Here is a 14,771-nt window from a genome sequence, read left to right as displayed (position 1 = left end):
GGCTGTACGGTGGCGCCCGTGAAAATGCGCCTCGCTGCCATTCTCCTCCCGTGCTGCGCTGCTGCTTCGCTCGTGGCGTGCGGTCAACCGGCTCCGCCGGCGGCCGCCCCGCCCGCGCAGGCGCCCCCTGGTGCGAGCGGCGTGGCGCCTGCTCCGGTCGTGAGCCCGGCGCCCGCCGAGCCCGCGCCGACCGCGGCCCCCGCTCCGGCGAAGACGTGCAGCGAAGCGCAGGACATCGAGACCTGCGAGACCGAGTGCGCGGCGGGCAAGGCGGCCGCGTGCGAGACGCTGGGCGACCTCCACGCGAAGACGGAAGACAAGGCGACCCCGGGGTTCTCGCTCGGGTCTGCGCTGCGGGCGTTCGGCGAGGCGTGCAAGCTCGGCGCGAAGAGCGCGTGTGACAAGCGCGAGGTACACCTGAAGGAGCTCCGCGTCGCGTGCCAGAAGAGCGCGAAGAGCTGCTTCGCGCTCGGCCGTGCGCTCTCGAGTCAGGACGGTCACGACAAGGAGGTCGACGAGAGCTTCGACCGCGCCTGCAACGCAGGAGAAGTCGCCGCTTGCGAGGAGCGCGGCGAGCTGCACATGGACCTCGAGCCCGCGAAGATTCACGCGGCGATCGCCGAGAAGGCGCTGGATCGAGCGTGCGCGAGCGGCTCGGTGAGCGCGTGCTGTTCGCTCGTGAAGGTCTACACGGACACCGACCGCGAGAAGAAGGCCGACGCGGCGAAGGCGCGGCTCGAGGCCGCGAACGGCAGGTCGCAGCAGGGCCGGATCGCGTGCGACGTCTTCCGCCTGGGAGGCAAGCCCAAGGTGCGGGTGATCGCGAAGGCAAACGCGGAGAGCGCGAAGGCCTTGAGCAAGCAGGAGATCGCTTTGCTCGAGGAGGTGCTGTCGCGCCGGGTGCCGTATTGCTACGCCGAGCCGCCGAAGAGCCCCGCCGAGCTCGATATCGAGCTCAGCCCGGATAGCGCCGCCAAGCTGGGCGGCTACACGGGTGTCGACAGCGATCAATGCGTGAGCCGTATTGTGGAGAGAATCCACCTCGCCGGCACGACCCCGCGCCGCGCCCGCTTCGCGCTCAGCTTCGAAGCCGCCAAGTAACGTCCGTTGCCCGCGAGGAGCCGGCGTTTGACCGAGGCCCTCGGGCTGGCTCACGGCGGCCCAAGATGTCGTGCGTTCTCGGGCAGCACGTCACCGACCTCGCGCGTCTGCAGAGGACCACGCTGGCTCCGACCGAGCAGATCGCCTTCGTCGTGATAGGCGCCGTCGAGAGGGCGCGTGCAGGTGTGGGTTCAATCGGAGGCGAGGCGCTGTCAGTCGTCGAAGCCGAGGTTCACCGGCCGCTGCGGGAGCGTCTTGGCCAGCGACAGCTCCGTGGTGGGCACCGTCGTGCCGACCGCGTACGCCTCCGGCTTGCTCCCCGCGAGATTCCAGCCGGCCGGGCTGGCCACCGCGTTCTGCGCTGTCGCCACGGGCTCACTCGCTCGTGCGTCCAGCGGCCCGGCCCCGAACAGCGCGGCTGCGGCGAGGCTGCCGAGAATCGCCTTTTCGATGCGCATAACGATTCCTTTCTGCGCAGACCCCGTCCGCGCGCCCTGCGCCTCATCTTGCGAGGTGCTCGCCGTCGACGAGCGGACGCTTCCCTGCGCGGATACCAAGCATCTCCTGGTGCCCAGCGGAGGACCGGTCAAGTTGCCCAGCGCGCCGACCTTGAGTCGTCGAGCATCACGATTGGATTCATCGGGTTCGTCGAAGCAGGCTCGGGTATGTCGAAGGCGAGAGTCGGGCGGGCGCCTCCAACATGATCAGCCACGCTGCGCGGCCTGCGCTATCGAGCAGACCCCGGCGTCATCGCCCCCTTGCTCGGGCCGCCCCGGCGCTCGAGGTGGCAATTCCGCGGCGGTGCGCCTACCCGAGCGCTGAAGAGCAGACAATAGGCCACCACGCGCGCGCCCGCTGGCCGCGCCTTCGAGGCCGCCTCGACAGGGGGCTGGCTCGCGGCGCTCGCGGGCGCTTTGCGCAGCGCCCGCCGGCTGGAGCAGGGGCAGTCGCCCCCACACGCCTCACCGCGTCTCATCACCTCTGCCCAGGCCATTCGTCGCGCCGCCGCGGCGTTCCCGCATGCCGCGCGACGCCGCCCCCGGCGGTCGAGCCCGCCCCCCCCAGCGCCGGGCCCCGATCCCCGAGCCCATTTGGGAAACGCTCCTGTTACCTTGGGCAGCGCTCCGCAGCGCACTGCGGGCGCAGATTCGACGGAAGCGCCGGCACGCCGGCCCCTTGCTCCACCGCCAGCCGAGGTCCGGATCCACATGCAGCAGGACACGAAGAGCGCGCGCGTCTCGTTCCGTATCGACAACCTCGAAGCCGCGCTCGAGCAGGGGATCGACAACGAAGCGGCCGCGCTCGACGTGCTCGTGGCCGCGGCGGCCAAGGGGAGCCTGCACCCCGAGCTCTGGGCGAAGCTCCACGAGACCTCCGCCCGCCACGACCGGTTCTCCGAGCTCGCGTTCGCCTACGAGCGCCTCGTCGGCGAGCGGCGGTTCGGGATGCTCCCGCAGGCCGCCCAGGCCGAGGTCCTCGTGCGCGCCGCCGAGTTCCTCGCCGACTCCTTCGGCGACCCCGGCGGCGCTCGCCCCTACCTCGAGCGGGCGCTCTCCGTGCTGCCCTCGCACCAGGAGTCCTTCTTCCGGCTCGAGCGCATCCTCCAGGAGGCGAACGAGCCGGCGAAGCTCGCGGACCTCTACGCCCTCGCGGCGGGCCACCGCCCGGACCGCGCCGAGCAGCTGTCGCTGCTCCGCCGCGCGTTCGAGCTCGTCGACGTCAACGGAAACGGCGCGAGCGACGAGGAGCGCGCGATCAAGCTGCTCCAGCAGATCCTCAAGGTCGACCCCGCCGACGCCTCGGCGCGCTGGGAGCTCGAGGCGCGCTACGCGCGCGCCGGGCGGCACCAGGAGATCGCGAGGATGCTCGAGCAGGCGCTCACCGCGGAGGCGCCCCCGCCCGACGCGCTCGAGATCCGCGCGCGGCTCATCGATCTCTACAGCGGCCCGCTCAAGGAGATCGAGCGGGCGCTGCCGCACGTCGAGGAGGTGCTCGCGCAGGACCCGGGCCACGAGGCCGCCCTCCGCGCCGGTGAGGCCCTGCTCGCGCGCAAGACCGTCCTCGTGCGCGCGGCCGCGGCGCTCGAGGCGGCCCACGCGCGCCGCGGGGACGCCCCGGAGGCGGCGCGGATGATGGCCCTCCAGATCGAGAACCTGCGCGGGCCGCGCCGCGTCGAGGTGCAGAAGCGGCTCGTCGAGCTGCAGTTCCAGCGGCTCGGCGATCTCGCGTCGGCGTTCTCGCTGTCGGAGCAGATCCTCGCGGTCGACCCGTCCGACGAGGCGGTGCGCGAGCGCTTCGTCGCGCTCGCGTCGGCGCTCGACCGCCAGGCCGACGCGGCGCGCGTGCTCGTGCGCGCGTCGGCCGGCGCCAAGGACAAGCCGCTCAAGGCCCGCATCGCCGCCGAGCTCGGCGAGCTGTACGAGGGCCTCGGGGACGGCAGGAAGGCGCGCGCGTCGTTCCAGCAGGCGCTCGACGGCGAGCCCGACGACGCGGCCGCGCGGCGCGCGGCCCGCGGGCTCGCGAAGCTCTGCGAGCGCGAGCGCGACGCGCGCGGGCTCGCGGGCGCGCTCGAGCGGCTCGCCGAGGCCGAGCCGGAGGCCGAGGCGCGCGAGGCCGCGGCGGAGCGGCTCGCGCGGCTCTACGAGGAGGAGCTCGGCGACGCCGCGGGCGCGATCGCGGCCTACCGCAGGCTCGCGGAGTCGGGCTCCTCGCGCGAGCCGGGCGCGCTCGCCGCGCTCGAGCGGCTGTACGAGGCCACCTCGGCGCACGAGGGCCTCGCGTGGGTCCTCGAGCGGCGCGCCGAGGCGGAGCCGGACCGCCGCGCGGCGCGGGAGCTCGCCTTCCGCGCGGCCGAGCTGCGCACCCGGCTCGCGGATCTGCCCGCCGCCGTCGCCGCCTGGCGCCGCTACCTCGCGGCGTTCGGGCCGTCGCGCGAGGCGCACGCGCGGCTCGTCCCGCTGCTCGAGCAGGAGCGGCGCTGGGCCGAGCTCGAGGCGCTCCTCGAGGCCGAGGCGGAGCTCGCGGCCGGGCAGGACCGCGCCTCGGTGCTCGCCCGGATCGGCGCGATCCGCATGGCGCGGCTCGACGATCCGGCCGGCGCGATCGCCGCGTACCGCGAGGCGCTCGCGCTCGATCCGACCGACCGACCGAGCCGGCTCGCGGTCGAGAAGATGCTGGGCGCGCCCCCGGGCAACAGCGCCGCCGGCGCGGAATCGTCGCGGCAGAGCTCCCACCTGCTGCTGACCGACGATCAGCGGCTCGCGGCCTGCGCGGTGCTGGAGCCGATCGCGCGCGCAGAGAAAGCGGCGCCGCTGCTCGTGCGCGTGCTCGAGACGAAGGCGGAGCTCGGGCCCGTCGCGTGGGCCCCCGGCGCGTCCGCGCCGACGCCGGCCGACGTGTCGGGCAGGCTCGCGGCGCTCGAGGAGGCCGCCGCCGTGGCCGAGCGCGAGCTCAGGGACCCGAGGAAGGCGCTCGATCTCTCGGCGCGCGGGCTCTCGCTCGCGACCGCGTACGCGCCGGAGCGGCTCGCGCGGTGGGTCGCCGAGGTCGAGCGGCTGACGGAGCACGGCAGCGAGTCCGCGCGCCGCGCGCCGGCGCTCGCGGGGGCGCTCGGGGATCGCGCGGTGGACAGCCCGGCGCTGTCGCACCTCGCGCGGCGCGCGGGCGAGGCGCTGCTCGCGAGCGGCGACGTGACCCAGGCGCTCGCCCTCTACCGCCGCGCGCTCGCCTTCGAGCCCTCGTCGCTCGATCTCATCGCGCGCGTCGACGCGCTCCTGCGCGAGCAGGGCAGCCCCGAGGAGCGGCTCGCGCTCTACCGCGAGGCGCTCGCGCAGCCGTGCGCGCCCGCGCGGCGGCGCGAGCTCCTGCACGCGATCGGCACCATCCAGCGCCGCGACGTCGGCGACCTCGCCGGGGCGGCCGCGACCTACCGCGCGGCCATCGAGGACGACGCGGGCGACGACGCGGCGTACGAGGCGCTGCTCGATACGTACGCGGCGGGCGGCGCGTGGGGCGCGCTCTACGGCGCGCTGGCCGAGCGGCTCCCGGGCGTGGCGCCCGACGCGCGCGTCGCCCACGAGCTGCGCATGGCGGACGCGGCCGCGAGGGGCGGGCAGGTCCCGAGCGCGGTCGCGCACTACCGCGCGAGCCTCTCGAGCGGCGCGGCGCTCGACGGCGCTGCGCTCGCCGCGATGGAGGCGCTCGCGCTGTCCGCGGGCGACCCGGCGCTGCTCCGCGAGGTGCTCGATCGGCGCGTCGCCGCCGCGGGCGATCCCCTGGACGAGGCGCTCTGGCTGGAGCGCCTCGGTGAGCTCGCGGCGTTCGGCATCCGCGCGGCCGACGCACGCGACGCGCCCGACGCCGCGCGCGCGGCGGACGCCCCGGCGGCGCAGGCCGCTCCGGGCGACCTCGACGCCGCGGTGACGGCCTGGCAGCGCGCCGCCGGGCTCGCCGAGGGGCCGCTCGCGGATCCGGAGCGAGCGCAGAAGCTCTACGAGCGCGTGCTCTCCGTCGCGCCGAAGCACCGCGACGCCGCCGCCCGCCTCGCGGCGCTCTACCGCGGGCAGGGGGCCTGGGCCCGGCTCGCGGCCGTCTGCGAGGTCCTGCTCGACACCGCGGCGTCCGACGACGAGGCGCTCGCGGCGCTCGCGGCGCTCGAGGACGCGGCGATCCGGGCGCGCGCGACGTCGCGCTTCGTCGACGCCGCGCTCGATCTCCGCGATCGCATGAGCGCCGAGGGGGAGGGGGGCGCGGCCGCCGGCAGGGCGGCGGCGCGCGCCCGGGCGATCGAGGCGGCGCTCGCGCGCGTGCTCGCCGCCGATCCCGAGCGGCAGGACGACGCCGCGTCCGTCTACCGGCGCCTGCTCTCGCCCCACGACGACGGCGACGCCGCGCTGGGCGCGCTCGACGCCGCCGCCCTGGAGGCGTTCCGCGCGTTCCTCGCGCAGAGCCCCGACACGCTCGCGCGCCGCGTGGACCGGCGCTGGCTCTTCACGCTCCTCGTGGAGCGCGGGCGCGAGGGCGAGCGCCCGAGGGCGCTCTCCGCGTGGGCCGCGTGGGAAGAGGAGATCGGCAACCGCGCGGCGGCCGCGGCGCTCTACGCCCGGCTGCTCGAGGCGGATCCCGAGAACGACGACGCGCTCGCGGCGCGGGGGCGCCTCCTCGCCGAGGTGGGCGATCACGAGGGCGCGGCGGAGGTGCTCGCTGCGCGCCGCGACCGGAGCCAGGGCAGCGCGCGCGTCGCGCTCGACGTCGAGCTCGCGACGCTCCTCTTCGATCGGCTGGATCGGCCGGCGGACGCGCTCGACGCGGTCGCGCCCGCGATCGAGGCCGGGACGATCGAGCCCGCGGTGATCGAGATCGTGCAGCGCGCGCTCGGGCGCCCCGAGACGCAGGCGCGCGCGGCGCTCCTCCTCGAGCGCGCGTGCGACGCGCTCGACGATCCCGAGGCGCGCGTCGCGCTGCTGGAGGCGCTCCTCGCGAGCTCGCCGGCGGACGCCGCGCCGGGCGCCCTGCTCGACGCGGGCAGCCTCGCGGCCGCGCAGCGCGCCGCCGTCCGCCGCGGCTGGTTCGAGCGCCTGCTCGATCACCACGACCACGACGCGCCGCGCGGCCTCGGCGTCGCCCTGCGCGCGGTCTCGGAGCTGCCGGGCGAGCTCGCCCTCTGGGATCGGCTCGAGGAGCTCGGCCGCCGGGCGAAGCAGCCCGAGCGCGTCGCGGCCGCGCACGCCGCGGCGCTCGACGCGGGCGCGGCGCTCCCGCCCGACATCGTCGAGGAGATCGGCCGGCGGGCCGTCGAGCACCACGAGGAGTGGTTCGACGCGCCGGAGGCCGCCCTCGCGCTGCTCCGCCGGCTCGTCGAGCTCGTGCCTGGCTCGCTCTGGGGCTTCGAGCGGCTGAAGCTCGCCTACAACGCGGCCGAGCGCTGGGAGGACCTCTTCGCGCTCTACGACGCGATGCTCGAGCGCACCTCGGCGGCCGACGAGCGCGTCTTCCTCCTGGAGGACGCCGCGGCCGTCGCGCGTGACCTCGCCGGCGACGGCGAGCGCACGATGCGCTACCTTGAGCAGCTCCTCCCGCTCCAGGACGACGCGCGCACCCGCGCCGCGCTCGAGCGGCTCTACGAGCGGCACGGCAGGCACCGCCCGCTCATCGATCTCCTGTCGGCCGAGCTGCCGAGGCTCTCCGGCGACGCCGCGGATCGGCTCCGCGAGCGCGTCGCGCTCCTCTGGATCGAGGGCGTCGGCGACGCCGCGTCGGCGCTCCCCGTGGTCGAGAAGCTCCTCGACGCGCCCCCGGAGCCGCGCGCTGTCCGCGCGGCGCCGCGCCCCGTCGACGCCTTCGCGCTGCTCGAGCGGATCCTCGGGGGGCTGCCGCCCGAGCAGGCGCCCGCCGGCGAGGCCGGCGCGCTCGCCGCGCGGCAGCGGTCGGCCGCGCTGCTCGCGAAGCGCTACCGCGAGGAGGCGAGGCCCACCGACCTCGTGCGCGTGCTCGAGATCCAGCTCGAGGGCGCCGACGCCGGCGACCGCCCGGCGCTGCTGCGCGAGATCGTGCGGCTGCGCCGCGACGCCCTCGGCGACGAGCCGGGCGCGTTCGCGCGGCTCGCCGAGCTCGTCGAGCTCAGGCCGTCGGAGGCCGGCGATCGCGCGGAGCTCGCGGAGCTCGCCGAGCGCCTCGGCCGGCACGACCGCCTCGCCGAGGTCCTCGCCGCGGCCGAGCCGCGCGCCGGCGACGCGCGGCAGGCGCTCTCGCTCGTGCGCGACGCCGCGCTCCTCCGCCGCGACCGGCTCGGCGACGCCGACGGGGCGATCGCGCTCTTCCGCCGGCTCTTCTCGCTCGCCGAGGCGAGCGGCGACGCGGAGTCCGCGCGGGACGCCGCCCGCGCGCTCGATCGGCTCTTCGCGGAGGCCGACCGCGTCGTCGAGCGGTGCGACGTGCTCGACACGCTCGCCGCGATCGAGACGGACCCGGCGGCGCGGCGCGAGGCCCTCGGCGAGCTCGCGCGGCTCGCCTCCTCGCGGCTCGGCGACGAGGCGCGGGCGATCGCGGCGTATTCGGCGCGCCTCGTCGACGACCGCCAGGATCTCGCGGCGCTCGACGGACTCGCGGCGCTGCTCGAGGAGGGCGGGCGGTACCGCGAGCTCACGGCCGTGCTGGAGCGCCGCGCGGCCGTGCGCGGCGGCGCGGGCGGCCGGCGCGATCTCGGGCGCGTCGCGCGGCTCTTCGAGCGCGAGCTCGGCGACGCCGACGAGGCCATCGCCACCTGGCGCCGCATCCGCGAGGAGCTCGCGCCCGACCCGGAGAGCGGGGACGCGCTGGCCGCGCTCTACACGCGCGCGGAGCGCTGGGGCGACCTCGTCGCGCTGCTCGAGGTCGAGGCGTCCGCGGCCGGCGCGCTCCCCGGCGGGGCGGGCGCGGCGCGCAGCGTTGAGCTCTTCCAGCGCCTCGGCGACACGCACCGCGATCGCACGCTCGCGTGGGAGCTCGCCGTGAAGGGCTACCGCCGCGCGCACGAAGCCGAGCGGGACGCGCGCCGCGCGGGCGTCGAGGGCGGGGGCGGGGAGGGCGAGTGGGGGGCGGCCGAAGGGGGCGAGCGGGACGCGCGCTCGCCCGCGCCGCGCGCGGGGCTCGAGGAGCTGCTCCGCCGCATCGACCCGGCGTCGGCCGAGCACCGCGGCGCGCTGGTCGCCGCCGTCGGCGCGTTGCTCGAGATCTGCGCCGACGCGGACGACTGGCGCGGCCAGATCGCGCTGCTCGAGCCGCGGCTCACCGCGGCCGGGACGGACGCCGAGCGGGTCGCCATCCTGAAGGCCTCCGCGGCGCTCCTCGAGGAGCGAGGCGACGATCGGGAGGGCGCCTTCGAGCTCGCCTTCCGCGCGTTCCTCCTGTCGCCCGGCGCCGAGCCGCCCGAGGGCCTCCTGCGGCTCACGGACCTCGCGGGCCGCTGGCACACGATCGCCGACGCGCTGCCCGAGCTCGAGCGCCGCGGCGACGTCCCTGCCGCCACGCTCCGCGACCTCACGGCCCGCGTGGGCCGCTGGCACCGCGACGCGCGCGCCGACGAGGAGGCCGCCGAGCGCGCGTTCGAGCGCGCGCTCCTCCACGACCCGGCGAACCGCGCGATCCTGCTCGATCTCGCGGAGCTCCTGCGGCGGCGGCGCGGGCCCTCGCTCGTCCCGACGCTGCTCCGGCTCGCCGCGGCGACCGGGCACGACCTCGCCCTCTACCGCGAGGCCGTGGAGGCGGCGCGCGACGCGGGCGACGCGGCGCGGGCCCGCGAGATCGCGGCGGAGCTCCTCGATCTCGCCGTGCAGCGCCTCGTCGACGAGGAGGAGCAGCCCCCTGCGCCCGGCGCGTGGCCGGCCTCGCGCGCCGCCCTCTGGGCGATCGACGCGCTCGTCGGCATGCTCGCGGGCGCGGGCGACAGGCCGCAGATCGTCGCGCTGTGCCGGCGCGGCGCCGCGCTCCCGTTCGCGTCGAGCGAGCGGCGCCGGCTGCTGCGCGTCGCCGCCGAGGCGGCGGAGCCCGGCGAGGCGATCGCCCTCTACGGCGGGCTGTTCGCGGACGATCCGACGGACGAGCCGGTCGGCGAGAGCCTCGCCGCGCTGCTCCGTGCGGCCCGGCGGCGCGAGGAGCTCGTGCGCCTGCGCGAGCTGCAGATCGAGGTCTCTGGCGATCTCGATCGCCGCGTCGCGCTCCGCTACGACGCCGCGGAGCTCCTCGCGGACGCCACGCGCGCGTCCGAGGCGATCGCGCTGCTCCGCCGGAACCTCGCGGAGAGCCCGGGGCACGGCGCGTCGATCGACAGGCTCGCCTCGCTCCTCGAGGCGGGCGGGCTGCACCGGGAGCTCATGCTGCTCCGCGAGGAGCAGGCGGCCGCGCGCGGGTCGGCGGACGCCGGCACGGCGGCCGCCGAGCTCTGGCTCCAGGCGGCGTCCCTCGCCGAGCACGAGCTCAACGAGCCCGAGCGCGCGATCGTCAGCTACCGCCGCGCCGCGGACATCGGGTCCGTCGAGGCGCTCGACGCCCTCGCCCGGCTGCTCGCGCGCCGCGGCGAGCACGCGGCCGCCGCCGAGGCGCTCGAGCGGCTCTGCGCCGGCGCGGCGCCCGAGGAGCTGCACCAGGCGGCGCTCCGCCTCGCGGACGCGTACCTCGCCGCCGGCGAGCCCGATCGCGCCCGCGCCGCCCTGGAGCGAGCGCTGCCCCGCGCCGCGCAGCCCGCGCCGCTGCGCGAGCGGCTCGCGTACCTCTACCGCGCGTCGGGCGCGTGGAGCGCCCTGGCCGCGCTCATCGCGGGCGACGCCGCGCGCGCCGACGAGGCGCCGGCCCGGCTCTCGCTCCTCCGCGAGGCCGCGGACCTCTACCTCACGCGCGGCGGCTCGCCCGCCGCCGCGATCCCGCTGTTCGACGAGGCCATCGCGCTCGCGCCGGACGACCTCTCGCTGCGCCTCGCGCGGAGCCGCGCCCTCTCCGCCGCCGGCAGGACCGACGACGCGACCGCGGCCCTGCGCGGGATCATCGCCGACTTCGGCGCCCGCCGCCCCAAGGAGCGCGCGCTCGTCCACTACGAGCTCGCCCGCGTCGCGCTCGCCACCGGCGATCGCGCCCGCGCGATGGCGGAGTTCGACCTCGCGCTGCGCGTCGACCCCGCGCACCCCGACGCGCTCCACGGCCTCGCCGGCCTCGCCCTCGAGGACGGCCAGCTCGAGCGCGCGCACCGCGCCTACCGCGCGCTGCTGCTCGTCGCGCGCCGGCCCCGTGACGAGGGCGAGGGGCTCGTCGGCGCGCGGCGCAGCACGATGCCGCCGATGCGCTCCAGCGTGGGCCTCCCGCCTTCCACCTCGTTCAGCCGGGCCGAGGTCCTGCTCGCGCTCGGCGAGATCGCGCGCCGGCAGGGGGCGCCCGAGCGCGAGGCGGAGTACGTCGAGTCCGCCTTCGAGGCGGCGCGCGAGAGCGACGCCGAGCACGAGAAGCTCCTCGCCGCGCTGCGCGCCCGCGGGCGCCACGACCTGCTCGCGCGCGCCCTCGAGGCGCGGCTCGCCGGCCCTGCCGAGGGGCCCGCCGAGGACGCCGCCGCGGCGCTCGGCGAGCTCGCGTCGCTCTACGAAGGCCCGCTCGATCGCCCGGAGCTCGCGCTCTCGGCCCGCCTGCGCGCCCTCGATCTCACCCCGGGCGCCGGCGCCGCGCACGACGCCGCCCTCGAGCTCGCGCGCCGCTCGGGCCAGACGCAGCGGTACCTCGATCTCGTCGAGCGGCTCGTCGCCCGGGCGGCCTCCGAGCCGTACGAAGTCGCGCTCCTGCTCCGCTTCGGCCGCGCCCTCGAGCTCTCGCCGGCCGATCAGGAGCGCGCCGCTGCCGTCTACCGCCGTGCGGAGGCGAAGATCGCGGCCGGCGCGCCGCCCGCGGGCCGCGACGCGGGCGCCGACATCGAGCAGCTGTGGAGCTCGCTCGAGGCCATCTACGCGCGCCTCGGCGATCGCGCCGCGCAGGCGGACGTGCTCGGCAAGCGCATCGGCCTCGCCGACGCGCCGGCCGCTTCCACGGGCGGCGCGGATCGCGCCGGGCCGCGGTACCGCCTGGCCGCGCTGCTCGCCGCGGACGCGGCGGACGTCGATCAGGCGATCTCGCTCCTCGAAGAGGCGCTCGACCTCCACGCCGATCCGGACCGGGCCGAGGCGATCCTGCGCGACGCGCTCCGCACCGATCCGAGGAACCCGCGCGCGATCCGCCTCTTCGAGCGCCTCGCCCGGCAGAGCGGGCGGCCGCGCGCCCTCGTGGACGCGCTGCTGCTCCTCGCCGAGATCGAGGGCCCCGGCGTCCTCGAGGAGGCCGTCCGCACCGCCCGCGCGCTCGGCGATCGCGGGCTGGCCGAGTCGATCCTGCTGCGCATCGTCGGCTCGGGCGCGCGATCTTCGTCCGGTTCGTCCGGTTCGTCCGATTCGTCCGATCCGTCCGGCTCCGCGTGGGCGCTCGTCGCGCTCGCGGAGCTCCGCGAGGAGGCCGGCGATCTCGCGGCCGCCGCGTCGCTCTGCGAGCGCGCCGCGCGCGCCTCGGCGCCCGAGGAGGAGCGCGCGCTGCTCCTGCACGCCGCGGAGCTCGCCGCCGGCCCGCTCGCCGACCTCTCCCGCGCAGCGCGCCTCTACGAGGAGCTCCGCGCCCGCGAGCCCGCCGAGCGCGAGATCTGGACGCCCCTCGCCGGCGTGTACCGGCGGAGCGGCGACGCGGCGCGCCTCTCCGCGCTGCTCGAGGAGACGGCGCACCTCGTCGACGATCTCTCCGAGCGCTGCGCGCTGCGCCTCGAGCGCGCGCGCCTCCTCGCGCGGGAGTCGCCGGAGGAGGCGGCGGTCCTGCTCCGCGACATCCTCGACGAGGATCCGACCCAGGTGGAGGCCGCCATCCTCCTCGCCACCATGCTCGAGGAGGCCGGCCGCACCGACGAGCTCGGCGAGCTCTTCGCGCTGCAGCTCGACGCCGCCAAGGATCGCGCGGACGTCGCGTTGATCGCGTCGATCTCGATGCGCCTCGGCGCCCTCCTCGAGCAGCGCGGCGACGATCGCGGCGCGCGCGACGTCTACCTCGGGGCCGCGGACTGGGACGGCGCGAACCGCGACCTGCTCCGCGCGCTCGTGCGCCTCAGCCGGAAGCGCGACAACGCGGAAGACCTCATCGACGCGCTCGAGAAGCTCCTGCGCACCGAGCAGGGCGCCGAGGCGGCCCAGCTCGCCCTGGAGCTCTCCGAGCTGCACGGCGCGCGCGGCGACGACGCCGCGGCGGAGGCCGCCCTCAAGGCCGGGTACGCCGTCTACCCCGCGAACGACCGGCTCCGCGAGGAGCTCGCGTCGCGCTACGCGGCCCGCGAGGCCTGGCACGCCCTCGCCGAGCTCCACGTGCTCACGGCGCACGGCGCCGACGGCGACGAGGCGCGCGTCGAGTCGCTCTGCCGCGCCGCCGAGATCCTCCGCGATCGCGCGGGCGACGCCGCGGCGGCGGCCGAGCTCCTCGAGCGCGCCCTCCGCGTCGCGCCCGGGGATCGCGACGTCTTGATCGCGCTCATCGACGCGTGCGGCGCGGTCTCCGATCACGCCCGCGCGGCCCGCGCGCTCACGGCGACGCTCGAGGCGAGCCCGGACGACCCGTGGCTCTACCGCGCGCGGGCCGAGATCCACGGCGCGCTCGGCCAGGGCGACCGCGCCGTCGCCGATCTCGAGCGCGCCTACGCGCTCGGCGGCGCCGAGTACGCCAGCGAGCTCGTCGCCGAGCTCGAGCGGGCGCTCGGGCGCGCGGCGGCGCGGTCCGCCGAGGCCGAGGCCGCGGGCGCGCCAAGCGAGGCCGCGGCGGAGGCGGCGGGCGCCGCCTCGCCGCGCGCGCTCCGGCTGCGCCTCGCCGAGATCCTCGCGCGCTCGGGCGACGTCGAGCGCGCGCGCGCCCACCTCGGCGATCTGCTCCACGCCGACTCCAAGGACCGCGCCGCGCTCAAGGCGCTCGCCGGCCTCGAGGAGTCCGCCGCGCGGTGGGACGCCGCGAGCGCCGTCTACCGCAGGCTCATCGCGCTCGAGGAGGGCGACGCCCTCGTCGCCACGGCGCTCCTCCTGGCCGGCGCCTGCGCGCGCGCGGGCCACCTGGGCGACGCCCGCGGCGGGCTCGAGCGCGCGCTCCGCGCCGCGCCGGGCAACGCCGAGATCCGCGACCGCCTGCGCGCGCTCTACGCCGAGATCGGCGCGAACCGCGAGCTCGCCGCCATCACGCTCGAGGACGCCGCCGCGGCGTCCGACGTGGCCGGCCGCTTCACGCTCCTCGTCGCCGCCGGCCGCCTGCTGCTCGATGTCGGCGACGCCGCGCAAGCGGCCGCGGCGCTCCGGGAGGCGCGCTCCCTGCGCCCCGAGGACAACGAGGTCGCCCTCCTGCTCGTGGACGCGCTGATCGCCGCGGGCGACTCGAGGGAGGCGCGCGCGGTCACCGCCGAGCTCATCGTGGCTGCCAAGGGGCGCCGCTCGCGGCACCTCGGCGCCGTCTACCACCGCGTCGCGCGGATCGAGGACGCCGAGGGGAATCTGCACGAGTCGCTCACGGCGCTCACGAGGGCGCTCGAGAACGATCCTCAGAACGGCGAGATCGCCATGGAGCTCGGCGAGAGCGCGCTCGGGCTGGGGGAGGAGGACATCGCCGCGCGCGCTTACCGCGCGGTCACCCTGATGAAGATTTCCCCCGAGCCCGGCGAGGGAGGCACGACGCCCGCCGCGCGGGCGCTCGCCTATTACCACCTCGGCGCGATGGCGCTCGCGGCCGGCGACCGCCGGAAAGCGCGCCTGATGCTCGACAAGTCCGTCTCGGAGGACGGCTCGCTCGAGGCAGCCCGGGCGCTCCTCGACGAGCTGCGCGCCGGCTGAGGGCCTGTCCGGCGCGTCTCCGCGGGTATGCCCAGGTCGCGGCGGCCGCCTCCGCGGCCGCCCCAGGCGGCGCGCGCAGGACGTGAAGCGCGTAAAACCGCGCGACTCCAGGCGTTTTTTGACGCTCTCCGGACCGCGACGGCGCCGCGCCGCCGCCCTTCCCGGCGGCTGGTTCCCCCTCTGGCGCGCCGCTCCGGCGCGGTCTTTCAGGGGTCCGCGCGATGCCCCGTCTCAGAAATCGCTATTTCTCCCCGCATTTTTGTCTTTTTTTGTCCTGTGCCGTGT

3 protein-coding genes are annotated in these 14,771 nt (G+C 77.3%); 2 read left to right on the top strand and 1 reads right to left on the bottom strand.

The features are described from left to right. The first annotated feature begins 141 nt into the window (after positions 1 to 141). A complete protein-coding gene (locus tag WMF39_RS35200; RefSeq protein ID WP_437740850.1) occupies positions 142 to 1,101 on the top strand; it encodes a hypothetical protein in 960 nt (319 codons plus the stop codon). Positions 1,102 to 1,313: 212 nt separating this feature from the next. Here WMF39_RS35200 and WMF39_RS35195 read toward each other — a convergent pair whose 3' ends face one another. After that, on the bottom strand, positions 1,314 to 1,559 hold the full coding sequence (locus WMF39_RS35195; RefSeq protein WP_437740849.1) for a hypothetical protein: 246 nt from the start codon (positions 1,557 to 1,559) through the stop codon (positions 1,314 to 1,316). 750 nt (positions 1,560 to 2,309) lie between these two features. Between WMF39_RS35195 and WMF39_RS35190 the strand changes: the two genes are divergently transcribed. After that, positions 2,310 to 14,486, top strand: a complete 12,177-nt coding sequence (locus tag WMF39_RS35190; RefSeq protein WP_437740848.1) for a tetratricopeptide repeat protein — start codon at positions 2,310 to 2,312, stop codon at positions 14,484 to 14,486. Positions 14,487 to 14,771: the final 285 nt, after the last annotated feature.

The organism is Sorangium sp. So ce1504 (assembly GCF_051521635.1).
GTDB classification, from domain to species: Bacteria; Myxococcota_A; Polyangia; order Polyangiales; family Polyangiaceae; genus Sorangium; species Sorangium cellulosum_B.
The sequence above is the reverse complement of the archived record's forward strand: the minus strand, read 5'-3'. Positions and strand labels throughout refer to the sequence as shown.

Excerpts from the sequence above, each read along its gene's own strand:
- WMF39_RS35195 (WP_437740849.1), bottom strand. The coding sequence starts at position 1,559 with ATGCGCATCGAAAAGGCGATTCTCGGCAGCCTCGCCGCAGCCGCGCTG.
- WMF39_RS35190 (WP_437740848.1), top strand. The coding sequence starts at position 2,310 with ATGCAGCAGGACACGAAGAGCGCGCGCGTCTCGTTCCGTATCGACAAC.